The sequence below is a fragment of the Neobacillus soli NBRC 102451 genome, from assembly GCF_001591665.1.
Lineage (GTDB): Bacteria > Bacillota > Bacilli > Bacillales > Cytobacillaceae > Neobacillus > Neobacillus soli.
Map to the genome: position 1 here is coordinate 1 of NZ_BCVI01000084.1, position 17,493 is coordinate 17,493.

Consider the following 17,493-nt stretch of genomic DNA (forward strand, 5'->3'; position numbering starts at 1 on the left):
GGATCAATTTACCCCGTCACCCAAAAGCGACTTTTTAATCTTACCAAGTTATTAACTGAAAGTCAACAACTTTTTTTAATCATTTTTTCTTTAAGTTACTGTCTCGCAGCAACAGATATTAATATACCACCATTCCTGACTCGGTGCAATAGCTTTTTATTCTTTTTTTTCAAAATAGCCAAAGTAAAAATATTCGTACTCCTTAATCGTATGGATAAAAAAAAGCGCCGGCAGCACCGGCACTTTTTTAGCTATTAACGATGACGCATTAACGGGAACAATAATACATCGCGAATGGAAGGTGAATTCGTTAACAACATAACTAAGCGATCAATTCCAATTCCCAATCCGCCTGTAGGCGGCATACCATACTCTAAAGCTTCGACGAAGTCTTCATCCATCATATGGGCTTCATCATTCCCTTGTTCACGTTCCTTTAACTGCGCTTCAAATCGTTCTCTTTGATCAATTGGATCATTAAGCTCTGTAAATGCGTTAGCATGTTCACGAGCTACGATGAATAATTCAAAGCGATCCGTGAATCTTGGATCTTCGTCATTCTTCTTCGCAAGCGGTGAAATTTCGACTGGATGACCATAAATAAAGGTCGGCTGGATCAACTTGTCCTCAACCTTTTGCTCAAAGAATTCATTAACAATGTGTCCATAAAGCATATTATTGTTAATTTCAACTCCGTGCTCTTTGGCAAGTTCACGGGCTTCATCAACACTCATCTCTTTCCAGAAATCCGCACCGGTGTATTCTTTTATCGCATCGACCATGTGAAGCCTTTTCCATTCTGGTTTAAGGTCTACTTCATACTCACCATATGGAACGGTCGTTGAACCAACCACTTCTTGAGCAATGTGTGCGACTAAATTCTCTGTAAGACTCATAATATCACGATAATCAGCATAGGCTTCGTAAAGTTCAATCATCGTAAATTCCGGATTGTGGCGTGTTGATACACCCTCGTTCCTAAATACCCGGCCAATTTCATAAACCTTCTCGAGGCCGCCAACAATCAAGCGCTTTAAGTGCAATTCAATAGCAATCCGCATGAATAAGGGCATATCAAGGGCGTTATGATGCGTAATGAATGGTCGTGCAGATGCTCCTCCGGCAATGGCGTGCATCATCGGCGTTTCAACTTCTAAATAACCATGATCATCCAAATAACGGCGCATCGATTGGATAATGCGGCTCCGCGCAATAAATGTCTCCTTACTATCCTGGCTCATGATTAAATCCAAATAACGTTGACGGTAGCGCTGCTCTACATCCTTTAGTCCATGAAATTTATCCGGTAGCGGGCGGAGCGCTTTTGTTAAAAATACAAAGTTAGTTACTTTTATCGAAAACTCACCCATCTTTGTTTTAAATAACGTGCCCTCTATCCCAACAATGTCTCCTAAATCCGCGGAATTGAAAACTTTATACTGCTCTTCTCCAACAGCATCCTGCCTTACGTACACTTGGATTTGACCTGATAGGTCTTGGATGTGAGCAAAACCGGCCTTTCCTTTTCCACGCTTCGTCATAATTCGGCCGGCAATGATAACGGAAATATGCTTTTCTTCGAGATCTTCATTTTCCATTTCCCCGTATTGCTCAACTAATTCCTTTGAAGAATGGCTGCGTTCAAATCGTTTACCAAACGGATCTAATCCATTTTCACGCATGGTATTCATCTTTTCACGTCTGACCACTAATTGGTCATTTAATTCTTCCTGACTCATAACAATCAACTCCATTATTTTCTTTAATTATGTAAACCCGCCCATAATCACTTTCTTTGCATACTTTATTATTTTACACAAACTTGTCATTTCAGACATCAAAAATGTTTTTATATAGAATAAAAACTGCCAGTTTCCTCACTGGCAGCTTTTTTAGATAAACAAAAGGCTAGGAAAGTTTATCCTACGATTAACTGACTTTGCTGTTTCTCTTCAACTTCTGCTACTAAATCATATAATAATGCCACTAAATGTTCTCTAGTTTCGCATTCATTGATGCCATTTCGAACCTTTGCATTTCCGCGCACTCCTTTTAAATACCAAGGAGCGTGCTTACGCATTTCCCGGACGGCAATATTTTCATTTTTAAGGGCACTCAAGCGATCCAAGTGCAAGATACAAACATCTATTTTTTCACGAACGGATGGCTGATCCATCAACTTCCCTGTTTCCAGGTATTGAATGGTACGGTAAATCATCCAAGGGTCACCTAAAGCAGCTCTTCCAATCATCACGCCATCAACGCCTGTTTCATCAAGCATTCTTTTGGCATCCTGTGGTGTTTGGACGTCTCCATTTCCAATGACCGGAATGTGAACCGATTGTTTAACGTCGCGAATAATATCCCAGTTGGCTTTTCCTTCATACATTTGTACACGGGTCCGACCATGAAGGGCAACAGCCTTTCCACCGGCACGCTCAACTGCTTGGGCATTTTTGATGGCATAAATATGCTGTTCATCCCAACCCATCCGCATTTTTACGGTTACAGGCTTTTCAACCTCAGCTACAACTGCTGAAACCATTTCATAAATCTTATTCGGATCTAGAAGCCATTTTGCACCCGCATCACATTTTGTTATTTTCGGAACCGGGCAGCCCATATTAATATCAATAATATCGGCATTGGTGTTCTGATCAACAAATTTTGCTGCTTCAACAAGCGTTGCCTTTTCACCGCCAAAAATTTGCAGGCTTAACGGCTTTTCGCGTTCATCGATATAAAGCATATTCATCGTTTTCTCATTTTTATTAACGATACCTTTATCACTGACCATTTCCGCGCAAACCAAACCAGCACCGAACTCTTTAACCGTTAAACGGAACGCGGAATTACATACACCGGCCATTGGTGCTAGTACTACCTGGTTTTTCATTTCAATATCGCCAATCTTCAACATAAAACATGTCTCCTATTCTTTCGGAGCTAAATCATCCAAACTTATTTTCAAAGAGTATGCTATTCTTTCCAATAAATCACCTGCGGGCAGGCGGTTCCCTCTTTCAATCTCTCCTAAAATCGAGACTGATACACCTAGTTCCTTCGAAAAGCTCTCCTGTGTGTAACCCTTCAGCTTTCGATAGGCTCGAATACGTCTTCCCCATTTTTCCGCTTCCATATTCGGACACCTTCTTTATTAGCTAGTTCATTCAACGATGCTTCAAGTGGTTTATCTATCGCCCAAAATTTACTGTCATGATTAATTTCTAAAAATGGAATCATCACAAATGCTCGCTCTAACATCCGAGGATGTGGAACAATAAGCTTCTCTGATTCAATATTTTCTTGGTTATAAGTCAAAATGTCAAGGTCTATTGTGCGTGGCCCCCATCTTATTTCCCTTTTTCTCCCAAGATCTAACTCTGCTTTTAAGCATGTCTCTAACAATTCCATTGCGCTCAAGGCCGTCTGAATCTCAATCACCATATTTAAAAATAAATCCTGGTTTTCATACCCAACAGGATCTGTTTCGTAGATGGAGGAGGAATTTACCAAGTTAATTTCTGAATGATTAGTTAAGACCTTGATTGCATTCGTAAGATTATCATACCGATTTCCCAGATTAGAACCAAGTGCAATAAATGCCGAATTGTCCACGTTTATCTACTCCTTGTAATTTCTACTGCAACAGACCTGTAATGGCCAGGAATGGGCGGATCAGGTTTAATCACCTTTACTGTAACAGCGGATATGAGGGCAAATTCCTTCAGTACACTGGCAGCCATTTTCTCCGCAACCGCTTCGACTAGTTTTTTTGGTTTCCCCTCAACAATTTCTTTGCAAACTTGGTATAGTTCGCCATAATTAACTGAGTACTCCAGTTCATCGGTTTCTCCGGCTTTTTTCAAATCTAACGAAACGGTTAAATCAACTGCAAACCGCTGTCCAAGCCGATTCTCTTCTGGAAAAACACCATGGTAGCCATAAAACTCCATCCTGTTTACATATATTTTATCCAAGCACTACACCCTTTCCCATCATTGCATCCATCATTTTGGCCATTCTGCTCATTTCCTTCACATCGTGAACACGAATCATTTGACAGCCTTTTTGAATGCCATAGCAGACCGTTGCGCCAGTACCTTCCATTCTTTCAGCAACAGGAAGGTTTAATGCTTGTCCAATCATCGTCTTTCGTGATGTTCCTAAAAGGACCGGATAGCCCAGCATCACAAGCTTATCTAAGTTTTCCATCATCATTAGGTTTTCCCGGTAATCCTTTGCAAAACCGATGCCCGGGTCGAGAATGATACGCTCATCCTTCACACCATTCTTTTTCACCATCGCAATACTCTCATAGAGGTCATTGAGTACATCTCTGATGAAAAAGGAATAGTTTCGATTATGGCGATTATGCATTAAAACGATAGGAACATCATATTCTGCCACAACACTGCCCATATTTTCATCTGCTTTTGCTCCCCAAATATCATTGATAATGTGGGCGCCAGCTTCAATCGCCTGCTTTGCTACCTCTGCTTTATAGGTATCAATCGATATCGGTATATGAACGTGCTTTGAAATCGCCTTAATCACCGGAATTACCCGCTCCAGCTCTTCCTCCACAGAAACTGCGGAAAAGCCTGGACGGGTTGATTCACCGCCGATATCGATAATATCCGCACCGTTTGCTGCCATTTCCTCTGCTCGTTCAATCGCATGTTCAATTCCGCCCCATTTGCCTCCATCTGAAAAAGAATCAGGCGTAGCATTTAAAATTCCCATCACAATTGTTCTTTTAGAAAAGTCCAAGGTATATGGGCCGCAATCGATCTGCTCTTGAGCTGTTTTCATCCCCATTCCTCCTATTGTAAACTTATTTTCACTCCCCTTATCATACAGGAAACCTCAACTAGTTTCATTTTTTTGCAAAAAAAGAGGCACTGGCAATACTGCCAACGCCCTTTGATCTATTTATTACTCTACATCATATTGGTATAGTGGCGTACTTAAATAGCGTTCACCGTTATCTGGAATAATGGCAAGCACCTTTTTACCTTTCCCTAGTTCCTTAGCCACTTTTAGCGCTGCATAAATAGCCGCGCCTGATGAAATTCCACCAAGAATTCCTTCTTCTCTTGCCGCACGGCGTGATGCTTCAAACGCTTCTTCCGTACCGACTTGAATAATCTCATCATAGATTTTTGTATTTAAGGTGTCAGGAATAAATCCTGCACCAAGCCCTTGGAGCTTATGAGGGCCGGGCTTTCCGCCAGAGAGGATCGCTGAATCCGTCGGCTCAACCGCATAAATTTTAACATCTGGGAACGTCTCACGGAGCACACTGCCGGCCCCACTTATGGTTCCCCCTGTTCCAATTCCTGAAACAAAAGCATCTAGCTGATCCATTTGTTCGACAATTTCTTTACCAGTTGTTCTTCTGTGAACTTCAGGGTTTGCTTGGTTCGTAAATTGCTGCGGCAAGAAATAACCCTGTTCCTTAACTAGCTCCTCCGCCTTGGCAATAGCCCCTTTCATGCCTGCTGGACCTGGGGTTAACACAAGCTCAGCACCATAGGCACGAAGCAGGTTCCGTCTTTCCAAGCTCATCGTTTCAGGCATAACAAAGACGGCGTTGTAGCCCTTCGCTGCAGCAATCATTGCAAGCCCAATTCCAGTATTTCCGCTTGTAGGCTCAATGATTGTATCAACTCCAGGTTTGATTAACCCCTTTTCTTCTGCTGCTTCAATCATCGCTAAGGCAATACGGTCCTTTACACTGCTGCCAGGGTTAAAATATTCAAGTTTTAAATAAACCTCAGCACTATTTTCCTCTACTAATCTGTTTAGTTTTACGATTGGCGTTTGGCCGACTAAATCGGCAACTGAGTTTGCAACACGAACCATTACGACACCCCTATTCCGAGTATTTTGATTGGATATATTGAATTTACCAGTTTTATACTTGTTTTGTCAATCGTTTTGTTGGCAGTATTTTTAGATTTAACAAAAAAACACAGAAACTATTTCCTGTGTTTAGTTTGCCACTTTATTTTTTCCGTAAAACCACTCCACCCCCGCCTCATCCCAAAAGGTTGCAGCGGATGCTGGCAATTTCATTTGCTCGAGAGCTATTTGCCGGCGGATTTGTTCCTTTACCTCACCAAATAAGTACCCTTTACCGCTTAATTCTCCTTCAAGCCTCAATAATGCATAACCCTGCTCTACCTTGAGCGGTTCACTGCAGGCCCCCACCTTTAACATTTTAGCGGTTTCTATATATTGTTTAGGGTAGCGCTCATCTGCTTCGCTCAGATAACCGATATCGCCGCCTTCATAAGCTGAAAACTCCTCGATGGAACGTTCCATTGCTAGCGCAGAGAAACTAGACCCTTGAGCTAATTCCTTTAACGTCTTTTCTGCCTCTTCCTTTGTTTTCACAATGATATGTAACAAATGGTAAGCCGCTGGCACCTGGAATTGATTTTTATTTTTATCATAATAGCTTTTCAATTCCTTAGTAGAAACGACCACATCCTTTGTTAAAAGCTCTTCTAAGAGCAGGCTGGTCCGGATTTGTTGTTTCCACTTGTTCTCGTTCTTATTGTCTTTTTTGCTAAAGGAATTATATGTGGTTTGCAGCATTCGAAATTCACGCTCAACATCTCGGTCGGCAATTTTAATCTTATATTTCGCGGCCATTTCTTCGATGACCTTCTGATCAATCATTTCCTTTAATATGTCTTTTCCATATCTAGCTTCTATCTCATTCAGCCAATCTTGTCTCGAAATGGTGCCTTTCCCGACCGTTGCAACCACCTCATCAGTTACCGCCGTACCGCCCGCCTTGGATAGGAAAAAGGCAACTGTAAGGCAATTAAGCATAATTAGGGCCGCTATAACCATCCAAAGTTGCCTCTTCCTCAACCTCATTCCTCCCCTAGAAAAGTATATTATTTAGCATCTCTTTTTAACTCTTCTAATTCTTCCTTTGAAAAAAGGTACTTTTCATTACAGAAGTGGCAATGGGCCTCAGCCTGTCCGTCCTCTTCAATCATCGCATTTATTTCAGCACTGCCTAAGCCCGCAATGGCATTCGCAAAGCGCTCTTTAGAACAGGTACATTGGAATCGTACCGGCATTGTCTCCAATACCTTTACTTGGTCCTTTCCAAACAGTTCTGCTAAGATTTCTTCAGGTGTTAGACCTTGCTCAATTAATTTAGAAATGGGCGCAATCGTTTTTAACCGTTCCTCCATTTTTGAAATGACGGATTCCTTTGTCCCAGGCATTAGTTGAAAAATAAACCCGCCTGCGGCCAAAATGGAATCATCCGGATTAACTAAAACGCCCACACCAACTGAGGTAGGGACCTGTTCAGATGTCGCAAAATAATAGGTAAAGTCTTCTCCCAATTCTCCAGAGACAAGCGGAACCTGACCGGAGAAAAAGTCACGGAGTCCTACATCCTTAACTACCGCTAACATTCCGTCCGTTCCGACTGCACGGCGGACATCAAGTTTACCATGCTCAGTTGATTCAAAATCGACTTCAGGATTGGATACATAACCGCGAACTTCCCCTTTAGCGTTACTATCGACAACAATTTGTCCGATTGGACCGCCGCCGTTTATTTTAATTGTTAGTTTATCCTCACCTTTAAGCATAGCGCCCATCATGACACCTGCTGTAAGCGAGCGGCCAAGCGCCGCTGAAGCTGTGCGCCACGTTTGATGACGACGCTGTGCTTCACTTACTGTTTCTGTCGTGCGGACAGCATAGGCCCGAATATTTCCATCATAGGCTAATGCCTTAACAAGATAATCCTTCATTGTGCAAACCCCTTTCTAGCTGTTATTCTTTAGGTTATCCACGTTTCGTTTATAGATAAGCTGTAATCCTTTTAAAGTTAAATATGGGTCAACAACATCAATAATTGTCGATTCTTGGGCAATTAATGGCGCAAGCCCGCCTGTTGCGATGACCGTTGGCTTCTTGCCGCTTTGGTCGACCATCCGCTTTACGATTCCCTCAACTTGTCCTACATATCCATAGACAATTCCAGCCTGCATTGCGGCCACCGTATTTTTCCCGATGACCCCTTCAGGACGAGCTATTTCAATCCGTGGCAGTTTTGCTGCCCTGGAGTAAAGTGCCTCGGTTGAGATACCAATGCCAGGGGCAATCGCACCACCCATATATTGACGCTCCTCATTTACATAACAATAGGTTGTTGCTGTTCCAAAGTCGACAATGATAAGCGGGCTTCCATATTCATGGATGGCCGCAACGGCGTTGACTATTCGGTCGGCACCAACTTCTCTTGGATTTTCATACTTAATATTCAGCCCTGTCTTTATTCCCGGGCCGACAACCAGCGGCTTAACATGAAAATACTTCTGGCACATTCTCTCTAATGCAAACATGATTGGCGGAACAACCGAAGAAATAATAATGCCATCAATTTCTGAAAAAGAGAGACCAGAATGATCAAACAATGCTTTTATGCTCATTCCAAACTCATCTTCTGTACGATTTCGGCTCGTTTCTACCCGCCAATGATATTTAAGTTGATCGCCTTCATAAACACCGAGGACAATATTGGTATTACCCACATCAAAAACGAAAATCAAATCTATCACTCACTTCTCAGATTATTCTCTTTTTACACTGAAAACATCATAACATAAAAGTGATTTTATGAAAAAAAAGAGTGCTTCAGCGAAGCACTCTTTTCTCATTTATTTATCTTCCTCATCATTAGGCCTGGTCGTTGGTTCTAATTTCCCATTCTCATCCTTTTTCGAGAGAATGTTGACCTTCACATCATCAGCCTTCTTTGGTCCAATTTTAACGGCTTCTAAGCTCAACGAGGGATCAGGCATATGTCCATGATCAACCAAGTATTTGATCTGTTCAGCGACAAGGGTTTCTACTTCAAGAAGCGTCTTAGCAATCAGATCAAGCTTATCGCGATTTTCAGTAAGAATAACTCTTGCTCTTTCATAACATTCTTTAATAATTGTTTGAATTTCAAGATCAATTTCGTAAGCAATCGCATCAGAATAGTTTTGTTCATTATGAATGTCACGGCCTAAGAAAACCTGACCGCCAGAGCCTTGACCAAACTGTAATGGTCCAAGCTTATCACTCATACCATATTCAGTCACCATCTTACGTGCAATCGCTGTCGCACGTTGGAAGTCATTGTGGGCGCCTGTACTTACTTCACCAAAAACAATCTCTTCAGCAACGCGTCCGCCCAATAAACCGACAATCTTATCGAGCAATTCCGGCTTAGTCATGAAGTAGCGGTCTTCTCGAGGAAGCATGACGGCATATCCTCCAGCCTGGCCGCGTGGGACGATGGTCACTTTATGGACCATATCCGCTTCATCGAGCACTAACCCAATGACCGTATGACCACCTTCATGGAAAGCAACAATATTTCGTTCCTTTTCTGAAATAACCCGGCTCTTTTTTGCTGGACCGGCAATGACTCGGTCCGTTGCTTCATCGATATCTTCCATATCAATTTTCTTCTTATCACTGCGAGCCGCAACAAGTGCCGCTTCATTCAATAAATTCTCTAAATCTGCCCCTGAAAAACCAGGTGTACGCATTGCAATATTCTTTAAGTTTACCGCTTCATCTAATGGTTTATTACGCGCATGTACTTTTAAGACTGCTTCACGTCCAATTACATCTGGACGGTCAACGGTAATTTGGCGGTCAAAACGGCCTGGACGTAATAGTGCAGGGTCAAGAATATCTGCACGGTTCGTTGCAGCAATAATGATTATTCCCTCATTTGCGCCGAATCCATCCATTTCAACTAACAATTGATTCAAGGTTTGTTCACGCTCATCATGGCCGCCGCCAAGTCCGGCACCACGCTGACGTCCAACTGCGTCAATTTCATCAATAAAAATGATACACGGTGCATTTTTCTTCGCATTTTCAAATAAATCGCGAACACGGGAAGCACCAACCCCAACGAACATTTCAACAAAATCCGAACCACTAATGGAGAAGAAAGGAACGCCTGCTTCCCCTGCAGTTGCCCGGGCAAGTAGTGTTTTACCGGTTCCTGGAGGACCGACAAGAAGGACCCCTTTTGGAATACGCGCTCCAAGTTCAGCATACTTTCTAGGGTCTTTTAAAAACTCGACCACTTCAACCAATTCTGCCTTTTCCTCATCTGCCCCGGCTACATCTCTAAAACGAACCTTTTTCTTATCATCGTTATAAAGCTTCGCTTTTGATTTACCAAAGTTCATCACTCGGCTTCCGCCGCCTTGAGCCTGGTTTAATAAGAAGAAGAATAAAATAAAGATAATCACAAACGGGATAATTGAAGTAAAGAAGGTCACCCATCCGCTAGTTTCTTTTGCCGGCATTACTTCAACTTTTGTATCTGCCTTATTAATTTTGTTAATAATTTCTTCACTGTTTGGAATATAGGTTATGAATTTTTTACTTTTCGCTTCCAGCACACCGCGAACTTCATAAACCCCTCGTTCAGGTTGCATCGTAAATGATTTCACTTCACCATGGTCTAATTGATCGACGAACCTATCATATGAAATAGGAGCCGTTTGCTCATTGCTGCCATTAAAGAAACTCACCACGCCAATAATGACTAAAAATATCAATAAATAAAAGATGGTATTACGGAAAATCCGATTCATCTCTTACCTCCTCCCGCGGGTAAAAACTATATTAGATAGTATCATAGAAAATCTTACTAATTCAAGGAATTACTCTCATTTAACGATTCCCATATGTCTTAGCTGATTGAAGGAACATCCCTGCTGCTTCTTAAAGATTATTGCTATAAACTTCAGGTTTTAAAACACCAATATATGGAAGATTACGGTACTTTTCTAAATAATCCAACCCATAACCGACTACAAACTCATCTGGTACAATAAAGCCTACATAATCTGCTTTAATGGCGCTCTTTCTTCCCGTCGGCTTATCAAGTAAGGTCACAATTTTGATTGACTTTGCCTTTCTATACCGGAATAGATCAACTAAATAACTGAGTGTCAGGCCGCTATCGATAATATCCTCGATAATTAGAATGTCTCTGCCTTCAACAGATGTATCTAAATCCTTGAGGATTTTTACTTCTCCTGAAGAAACAAAGCCAGTACCATAGCTTGAAACATCCATAAAGTCCATTTCAAGATAGCAATCCATCCGTTTTAATAAATCAGCCATAAATGGCATGGCACCCTTTAGAACACCAATCGCAAGCGGAAAGCGATCTTTATATTCTTCAGTTAGCTGCGCAGCCAATTCTCTGGTTTTGTTTTGAATCTCTTCTTCTGATACTAACACCTTTTCAATATCTTGTTTCATTCTAATTGTGCCCCCTAGAAGATCCTTACTTTTGATATGTGCATCGTATATATTGTTTTGTTGAGTAATCTACACCTTCAAAGGAAGATTTTTTCAAACCTGGAAGCCAAATTATACATCCCTCACTGTCGATAAGGATAGGCCACGTCTTTCGTTCATGCACTGGTATCTTTTGATCAATAAATATTTCTTTTACCTTTTTTGATCCCCGCATTCCTTTCAATGTCATCCGGTCGCCTGTTTCCCTGGTTCGAATTATTATCGGCCATTTAATACAGTCCACATTGAACAAAGCAATGTAAGGGTGCGTATCCGGAATTTCTTGACCTACATAATCGATTCGAATACTCCCTCCATCTGGCAGTCGAAGCTCCCCCGGTTCTTTCATTTCAAAACGATAGGCCTCAGTTCTTTCTAGTTGAAACTGGAAGGATAAGTCGAAATAGGAACGAATCACCTTTAAACCATTGGGAAAATCAAGTTTACCTGATGGCTCAGAATGATGAATTAGGGAAAATACTTGATCGATATGTACAGCAGATAAAGAAGCTGGTCTTTCTTTGTAAAGATAGTTTAATATTAGTTGAATACCTCGCCTTTGTAAAGGTAAAGGCACTCCAAGTAAGCTTTTAATGTCAATGTTAATATTGCTCTCTTCTCTTTTTGTGATTACTGTATTCATTTGCTGAATTGTTAATTCCTGCAGAAATGTTTCATCACGTTGTATTTCTTCACTAAACCGTTGAAAATGTTCATGGGCTTGAGGATTTTCCGTTTTTAAAAACGGGATGACCTGTTTGCGAAATCGATTCCTGCTGTATGTCCCTTTCTCGTTACTAGGGTCAAGCCTTGGGCTTAGGTGATGTTCCCCGCAATACTGTTGAATTTCGTCCTTCGTCAAACATAAAAATGGACGGAAAATCGTTCCTTTATAAAATGGGCGGGAGAACGGGATTCCTGCTCTGGCCATTCCGGTGCTACCTCTTGTTAACCTCATAAGCAATGTTTCCATTTGATCATCACCATGATGGGCAAGCGCCAAAAATGGGTAGTCATACTTTTCCATGATTTTTAGGTAAAAATCATACCTTACTTCTCTTGCCGCCACTTGTGAACTTTGGCCTGTCGCTTCCATTATATCCGTTACGTTGACACGGATCATTTCAAAGGGAATGGAGTACTGTTCACAGATGCCTTTGACGAACATCGCATCCTCATACGATTCTTGACCACGGAACATATGGTCAACATGGGCAACGGCAATGGAAAGGTTCCTTTTTTCTTTGACTGCATGCAGATAGTGAAGCAATGCCAGCGAATCCGGACCTCCAGAAACACCAACGACGATTTTCTTGCTTTCTAACTTGAATGCGTGATGATTAAGAAAGGTCTCGACCTTTGGTTCCAACATATGATTGCACTCTTTCATAAAACATTATTTGGACTTAGATTACTGTCTTAGCGCAAAGGAAGCTTCCGCTATTCTGTTTAGCTTACCACTTTTAAGAATAAACTATCAAAGCAAAGGCATTACAAAATGCTTGTTATTTTCCTTTTTTTATTATTCCTTCATTAATACGAACTTACCCGGTAAAGGTTTCAATAATTACAGTAATTTATTAAAAGTATACCAAGCATAAAATAGACCTAGAACGACTGCAATGAAGAAAAACTCCTTCCATCCGCTTTTTTTCCTTCCTTTCCGGTAGTTCTGTCTAGTAATCGGCTGGCTTCCCTGTGGGTGTAGGCTTGGCTTCTTCTTTTGGTTATCGACATTTGCTTCCTGTGCCCTTTTTGGAGGATCAGGAATTTTTTTATCAATCATTAAGCTTAATAAATCTGTTCTCATTTCCTTAGCACTGCGATAATGACCCTGAAGTGATTTGAAAATCACCTTTTCCCATGCGGCCAGTTCAGGCTTTTGCCGGACAGCTTCCCTTAATTGCGAAATTCCTCCGGTTGTTTTTGAAAAACGGTTTGGATAGGCTGTGTTGATCATGATCATTGCTACAGCAAACAGGTCATACGAAGGTTCTGCCTTTCGAGAGCCTAACCCCCAATAGCCTCGGTCATAGAACTCAGTGAATTCCTTAATCGCTCTTCCTTGTATGGTGGTGCCGCCAACATCAATACATCTCATCCTTGAAGGCGGTCCCGTGACAATCAGATTTTCCGGCTTAAGGTCACCAAATACCCAGCCGCTTTCATGAAGCTTGTCTAAATCATTTAACAGCTGCAAAAATAACACGCTAGTCCATGATTTACCCTTTTGTTGTAAAAAAGTCAGGAAGTCCGGGCCTTGAATATATTCCATCACATAAAAGGAAATACGTCCGCGATTACTTTGCCAATCATCAACATCAAGCAAAGAAGGCCCAAGGGTTAGGGGTCCTTGGACCTTTGCAAAGGATTTTAAAACGTTGACCTCCGAGGTGATTGACATACCATTATCACTCATTTTTAATGCCACATGCGTGTGATTGTGTTTTGCAAGGTAGACTACCCCGTTTGCTCCAAATCCTAGTTCCTTTATGATTGTATATTTATTTAAATGCCATTTCCCTGCAATGACCGTCCCGGGGCTTACTTTACATTGACTCTTCAAAGTATGATTCATCATCACGTGAAAGAAGGCTCCTTATTGACTGTTTTTGTTCGAAGGAAGAAAGCGCCGTCCGTAACGCCGGGCCGGTCGGTGTAATTCCTCCTGTTGTCAGCTGGGAGAAAACACTTGTCAAAGTTTGTAGTTTTGGTGTCCAATCCAGCAATAATTCGACATCTTTCTTTTTCCCGGGAAATACATAAACAGAAAATTGATTTTCTCCCGTTCGGGCATTCAAGCTTAGGGACAGGTCAAGCAGGGCTTCCTTCACCGTCGGAAGTTTATGTTTCATACTGGCACTTGTATCGACAAGAATCAACACGTTTAATTCGACAGTTTCGCCTAATTCATCAACAACCTCCATCACTTCCCCGCGTTTTTCAGGCGGCAGGTCTTCCATTGTCTGCGAACGTCCGAGGATTTGCTGCAATTCACGGTTTACTACACCTTGAATGGTTTGATTCATCGCCTTACGGGTGACCATTTGCACGGTATGGGAGAGCGCTTTAGCATAAACAATTTGGCTTACCCCGCCGCCGGACAGCGCAATACCTTCAATTTCTGTAATTCCTTTTTCATCAATGACATCTTGTTCCATTACACCAATGACATTTACAGTGATTCCCTGCTCTTTGGCAAGGGCAGCCATGGCAATGGGATCGTCTCCCTGGTTCGAGCACCCATCCGTGATTAGTAAAATCTGGCGGATTTTTCCTGTATACATAACCTTCTCCCTCCACTAAATGTATTGGTACCATTTTCGACGGGATCAAGCTGATTTATACATATTTTAAGAAGAGGCAGTGTAAAATAATCGTTTAGGCGTGTCTTCTTTTTTTCTGAACCGGTATGGATGCCCACTTCGGTGTATTGTGTTTAATCTTTGCAACTGTCACGGTCATATCATCATCAATTAGCCCCGATCTTGAGCGAATCACTTCCTCCATGATTAAATCGGCAATCTCTTGCGGGTTATCTGTCTCTAATTCCTGCAATTTACGTTTCATCCATAAATCATAATTTTCTACATGCTTTGGTCCTTCAAACACCCCATCACTCATCATAATTAATAAATCTTCCGCCTTTAATTGCTCGCTGACCACGTCAACCTCAAATTCCTGAATCATCCCAATCGGCAGGTTGCTTGCTTGAATTTTAATGACCTTATTTCCTCTTTTTATAAAGCTAGGTGTTGAACCAATCTTTAGGAATTTTGCTGACGCATTTTGCAGGTCAATCATTGCTAAATCTAATGTTGAGAAGATTTCATCTGTTGTCCGGAGCGATAGGATTGAATTAACAGACTTAATCGCCACCCTTTCCTCGATACCCGATTGGAGTATTTTTTGCAAAAGCAGTAAGGTCTCTTTGCTTTCATAATGGGCCCTTTCGCCATTCCCCATTCCATCGCTAATCGCAATCGCATATTTTCCAAAGCCAAGCTCAATCGTCGAATAGCTGTCTCCCGAGATAAGGCCGCCATCCTTGGCCGCATGGGCAACACCTGTTTCTACCGTAAAAGCCTTTGACGACCTGAATGTCACATGGCAGAAACCGCTTGGAATGGCTGCACACTCCTCCTTATTAACAACAATGGTTTCTCCAAGAATATCTGATAACATTGGCGCAATTAACTTCTCACACTCTCCATGGCCATTACAAAAAGGGACGGCCATCTCTATATCAACATTGCTCTGCTCAAGGCTGTAAATTTCTACCTGTTCAATATGAATCCCAAACCCTTGAATGGCCTCCATAATCTGCTCTTCCTGCTTATGATGATTTTCCCTTTCCCTTTGGATTTCTTTGGCGAAATTTTCCATAACTTCTGAAACACCTTGCAATTGATCTGCTACAAGCCTGCGGCTTTCCTGAACTTGTTTTTTTAATTTTTGATTTGCCTGGAAAAAGGTTAACTCCTGTCCAATCGCTTCATATACCTTTTTAGAACGCGTACAGAGCTTTTCCCAATCTTTCGAGAGCCTTAAGGAAACATTTCCATCATTTTGGTCCATTTCATGAATAACTTCCTCCATGTAAGCATAGGTTGTATTAAAATTATTTGACCAGCATTGGTCTTGTTTAAAGCATGTTTGGCAGGTCTTTTCAGTTACCTTGCTCATAAAGTAATCCATTTCCCGTTCACTTTCATCCTCGTTCGGCTGAACTTCCATTCGTGAAAAGCTTTGCGAGAGGGCATGGAATACATTAGAGAATTGGGAAACCCGCTGTGCGGTAACATCGCGCATCTTTCTCATATATTTTTGCTGCTCGGCAGTGTATTCCGGTGTCCCAGGAATATATTTTGCCAGTCGTGATGTAAATGCTTGTGGTGTGAGGAGGAATAAGAAGATGGCCGCAGTTGTCTCTAGAACCGTTTGCAAGATGGAACCCGCACCCTCTCCGTACATACCAATAAGCAGGGTGGCAATAAATAAGCCAATCGAAACGCCAATTTTCTTCCCTTCTTTCAGTAAGCCGCCAAGAACACCAGCAAAGGCTAGTAAACTCATATGGTAAAAGCTAGATACACTTGCCAGACTGAAAATCAATCCGGTCACAACACCAACAGTAGAACCCACTGTTGCACCAGCAACAAAGGAAAATACTAAGACTAAATATCTCGACATGATATGTTCAATCGACAAATCATAAACCTTCCAGCCGATTGTCCCTGTCATAATCGAGGCAAGCATAATGATAAGGCAGACAATTTCTTCCGTTTTTAAAAATTGCCTGCGTTTATTTAACGTTAACAATGGAATGCTTTGCAAAAAAATTAGCGTCAAAATAAAGGCAAGACTTGCTTGTACACCAACCATCATCGCATCATATAAGGTTAATTGCTTTGAGATAATCAGTGCTTCGACTAATTTCCCAGCCCCAAGGATAATTCCGACAAAAAAAGGCAAGGCCTTCATTTCATTTGTTAACCATTTTTTACTGATTCGAAAAATCGCTAAAAAGCAAACAGTGACTGCGAAGGTAAAGGCTGTATTCGTCATTGAAATAGTTACAGCCCCAATCATTAATCCGATTAGGGCAAGCGGTGCCCGATCTCTTTTAATTAAATAAACGGAGGCAAAATAAGGAAGGCAAAAGGGTGTCAGCTTTGCCAAAATTAAGGCCCGTCCTAGCAAAAAGCCTACCAATAATAAGAGATACCCCTTTTTTATAAAAAAGGATTCTAGCATTATTTGGAACTTTTTCAATCCGCTCTCCAGAGCCCATTTTGGGGAATGAAGACTGACCTCCCTGACCGGCTCTATGAAACTCGCATTTGTCTTTTCCATAACTCACACTCCCTATCCCTGCATTGTTCAGACTATTATAAAATTAATAGGCTTAGAAGTTTGTCAAAATAGTGAACAAGCTCAAGAAAATCATTCGACTCTATTCACTATATTCATTCAAATAATATTAACTACCTTGTGTTATGTCGTAATGCGGAATTTAAAAGAAAAGCACAAGCGCCCTGGTCAGCGGCGTATGGCCTCCTCGAAAAAGCTAACGCTTTTTCTTCGTGCGATGATTATGCTGTCGAAGCCTTCCTTGTGGAGCGC

The 17,493-nt window shown here is 41.6% G+C and carries 16 protein-coding genes; all 16 read right to left on the minus strand.

Features of this window, described 5'->3' with window-relative positions:
- Positions 1-254: 254 nt before the first annotated feature.
- Positions 255-1,739 (minus strand): lysine--tRNA ligase, encoded by a 1,485-nt coding sequence (gene lysS / locus BSO02S_RS24275; RefSeq protein ID WP_066074001.1) that lies wholly within the window; start codon positions 1,737-1,739, stop codon positions 255-257.
- A 179-nt stretch (positions 1,740-1,918) separates the two neighbouring features.
- The gene (gene dusB, locus BSO02S_RS24280; protein WP_066074004.1) at positions 1,919-2,920 is read right to left on the minus strand and encodes a tRNA dihydrouridine synthase DusB; all 1,002 of its coding nucleotides are present in this window, start codon (positions 2,918-2,920) and stop codon (positions 1,919-1,921) included.
- A gap of 12 nt (positions 2,921-2,932) precedes the next feature.
- Positions 2,933-3,139, minus strand: coding sequence for a helix-turn-helix domain-containing protein (locus BSO02S_RS26690; protein WP_084375164.1), 207 nt, complete (start codon positions 3,137-3,139; stop codon positions 2,933-2,935).
- Positions 3,091-3,618 carry a 2-amino-4-hydroxy-6-hydroxymethyldihydropteridine diphosphokinase gene (gene folK / locus BSO02S_RS24285; RefSeq protein WP_066074008.1) on the minus strand — a complete coding sequence of 176 codons (528 nt, stop codon included), beginning with the start codon at positions 3,616-3,618 and terminating at the stop codon, positions 3,091-3,093. Before folK ends, BSO02S_RS26690 begins: the two co-directional genes overlap by 49 nt.
- A 2-nt stretch (positions 3,619-3,620) precedes the next feature.
- Positions 3,621-3,980 (minus strand): dihydroneopterin aldolase, encoded by a 360-nt coding sequence (gene folB / locus BSO02S_RS24290; protein WP_066074011.1) that lies wholly within the window; start codon positions 3,978-3,980, stop codon positions 3,621-3,623.
- On the minus strand, positions 3,973-4,815 hold the full coding sequence (gene folP, locus BSO02S_RS24295) for a dihydropteroate synthase (protein ID WP_066074014.1): 843 nt from the start codon (positions 4,813-4,815) through the stop codon (positions 3,973-3,975). Before folP ends, folB begins: the two co-directional genes overlap by 8 nt.
- A gap of 123 nt (positions 4,816-4,938) precedes the next feature.
- Positions 4,939-5,868 carry a cysteine synthase A gene (gene cysK, locus BSO02S_RS24300; RefSeq protein ID WP_066074017.1) on the minus strand — a complete coding sequence of 310 codons (930 nt, stop codon included), beginning with the start codon at positions 5,866-5,868 and terminating at the stop codon, positions 4,939-4,941.
- A 129-nt stretch (positions 5,869-5,997) separates the two neighbouring features.
- Entirely contained in the window at positions 5,998-6,888 is an 891-nt protein-coding gene (locus BSO02S_RS24305; RefSeq protein WP_066074020.1) for a peptidyl-prolyl cis-trans isomerase, read from the minus strand.
- A gap of 26 nt (positions 6,889-6,914) precedes the next feature.
- Positions 6,915-7,793, minus strand: a complete 879-nt coding sequence (gene hslO / locus BSO02S_RS24310) for an Hsp33 family molecular chaperone HslO (RefSeq protein WP_066074024.1) — start codon at positions 7,791-7,793, stop codon at positions 6,915-6,917.
- Positions 7,794-7,808: 15 nt separating this feature from the next.
- Entirely contained in the window at positions 7,809-8,594 is a 786-nt protein-coding gene (locus tag BSO02S_RS24315) for a type III pantothenate kinase (RefSeq protein WP_066074027.1), read from the minus strand.
- 108 nt (positions 8,595-8,702) lie between these two features.
- Entirely contained in the window at positions 8,703-10,652 is a 1,950-nt protein-coding gene (ftsH, locus tag BSO02S_RS24320) for an ATP-dependent zinc metalloprotease FtsH (RefSeq protein ID WP_066074030.1), read from the minus strand.
- Positions 10,653-10,782: 130 nt separating this feature from the next.
- Positions 10,783-11,328, minus strand: coding sequence for a hypoxanthine phosphoribosyltransferase (gene hpt, locus BSO02S_RS24325; protein ID WP_066074033.1), 546 nt, complete (start codon positions 11,326-11,328; stop codon positions 10,783-10,785).
- Positions 11,329-11,353: 25 nt separating this feature from the next.
- A complete protein-coding gene (gene tilS / locus BSO02S_RS24330; protein WP_066074036.1) occupies positions 11,354-12,739 on the minus strand; it encodes a tRNA lysidine(34) synthetase TilS in 1,386 nt (461 codons plus the stop codon).
- A 195-nt stretch (positions 12,740-12,934) separates the two neighbouring features.
- Positions 12,935-13,948, minus strand: coding sequence for a serine/threonine protein kinase PrkT (gene prkT / locus BSO02S_RS24335; RefSeq protein WP_066074039.1), 1,014 nt, complete (start codon positions 13,946-13,948; stop codon positions 12,935-12,937).
- Positions 13,917-14,654: a VWA domain-containing protein gene (locus BSO02S_RS24340; protein WP_066074042.1), complete on the minus strand. Its 738-nt coding sequence runs from the start codon at positions 14,652-14,654 to the stop codon at positions 13,917-13,919. Before BSO02S_RS24340 ends, prkT begins: the two co-directional genes overlap by 32 nt.
- A 94-nt stretch (positions 14,655-14,748) precedes the next feature.
- Positions 14,749-17,223 carry a stage II sporulation protein E gene (spoIIE, locus tag BSO02S_RS24345; protein ID WP_066074045.1) on the minus strand — a complete coding sequence of 825 codons (2,475 nt, stop codon included), beginning with the start codon at positions 17,221-17,223 and terminating at the stop codon, positions 14,749-14,751.
- Between the last annotated feature and the right edge of the window lie 270 nt (positions 17,224-17,493).

Excerpts from the sequence above, each read along its gene's own strand:
- lysS (WP_066074001.1), bottom strand. The coding sequence starts at position 1,739 with ATGAGTCAGGAAGAATTAAATGACCAATTAGTGGTCAGACGTGAAAAG.
- dusB (WP_066074004.1), bottom strand. The coding sequence starts at position 2,920 with ATGTTGAAGATTGGCGATATTGAAATGAAAAACCAGGTAGTACTAGCA.
- BSO02S_RS26690 (WP_084375164.1), bottom strand. The coding sequence starts at position 3,139 with ATGGAAGCGGAAAAATGGGGAAGACGTATTCGAGCCTATCGAAAGCTG.
- folP (WP_066074014.1), bottom strand. The coding sequence starts at position 4,815 with ATGAAAACAGCTCAAGAGCAGATCGATTGCGGCCCATATACCTTGGAC.
- cysK (WP_066074017.1), bottom strand. The coding sequence starts at position 5,868 with ATGGTTCGTGTTGCAAACTCAGTTGCCGATTTAGTCGGCCAAACGCCA.
- hslO (WP_066074024.1), bottom strand. The coding sequence starts at position 7,793 with ATGAAGGATTATCTTGTTAAGGCATTAGCCTATGATGGAAATATTCGG.
- ftsH (WP_066074030.1), bottom strand. The coding sequence starts at position 10,652 with ATGAATCGGATTTTCCGTAATACCATCTTTTATTTATTGATATTTTTA.
- hpt (WP_066074033.1), bottom strand. The coding sequence starts at position 11,328 with ATGAAACAAGATATTGAAAAGGTGTTAGTATCAGAAGAAGAGATTCAA.
- tilS (WP_066074036.1), bottom strand. The coding sequence starts at position 12,739 with ATGTTGGAACCAAAGGTCGAGACCTTTCTTAATCATCACGCATTCAAG.
- prkT (WP_066074039.1), bottom strand. The coding sequence starts at position 13,948 with ATGATGAATCATACTTTGAAGAGTCAATGTAAAGTAAGCCCCGGGACG.
- BSO02S_RS24340 (WP_066074042.1), bottom strand. The coding sequence starts at position 14,654 with ATGTATACAGGAAAAATCCGCCAGATTTTACTAATCACGGATGGGTGC.
- spoIIE (WP_066074045.1), bottom strand. The coding sequence starts at position 17,223 with ATGGAAAAGACAAATGCGAGTTTCATAGAGCCGGTCAGGGAGGTCAGT.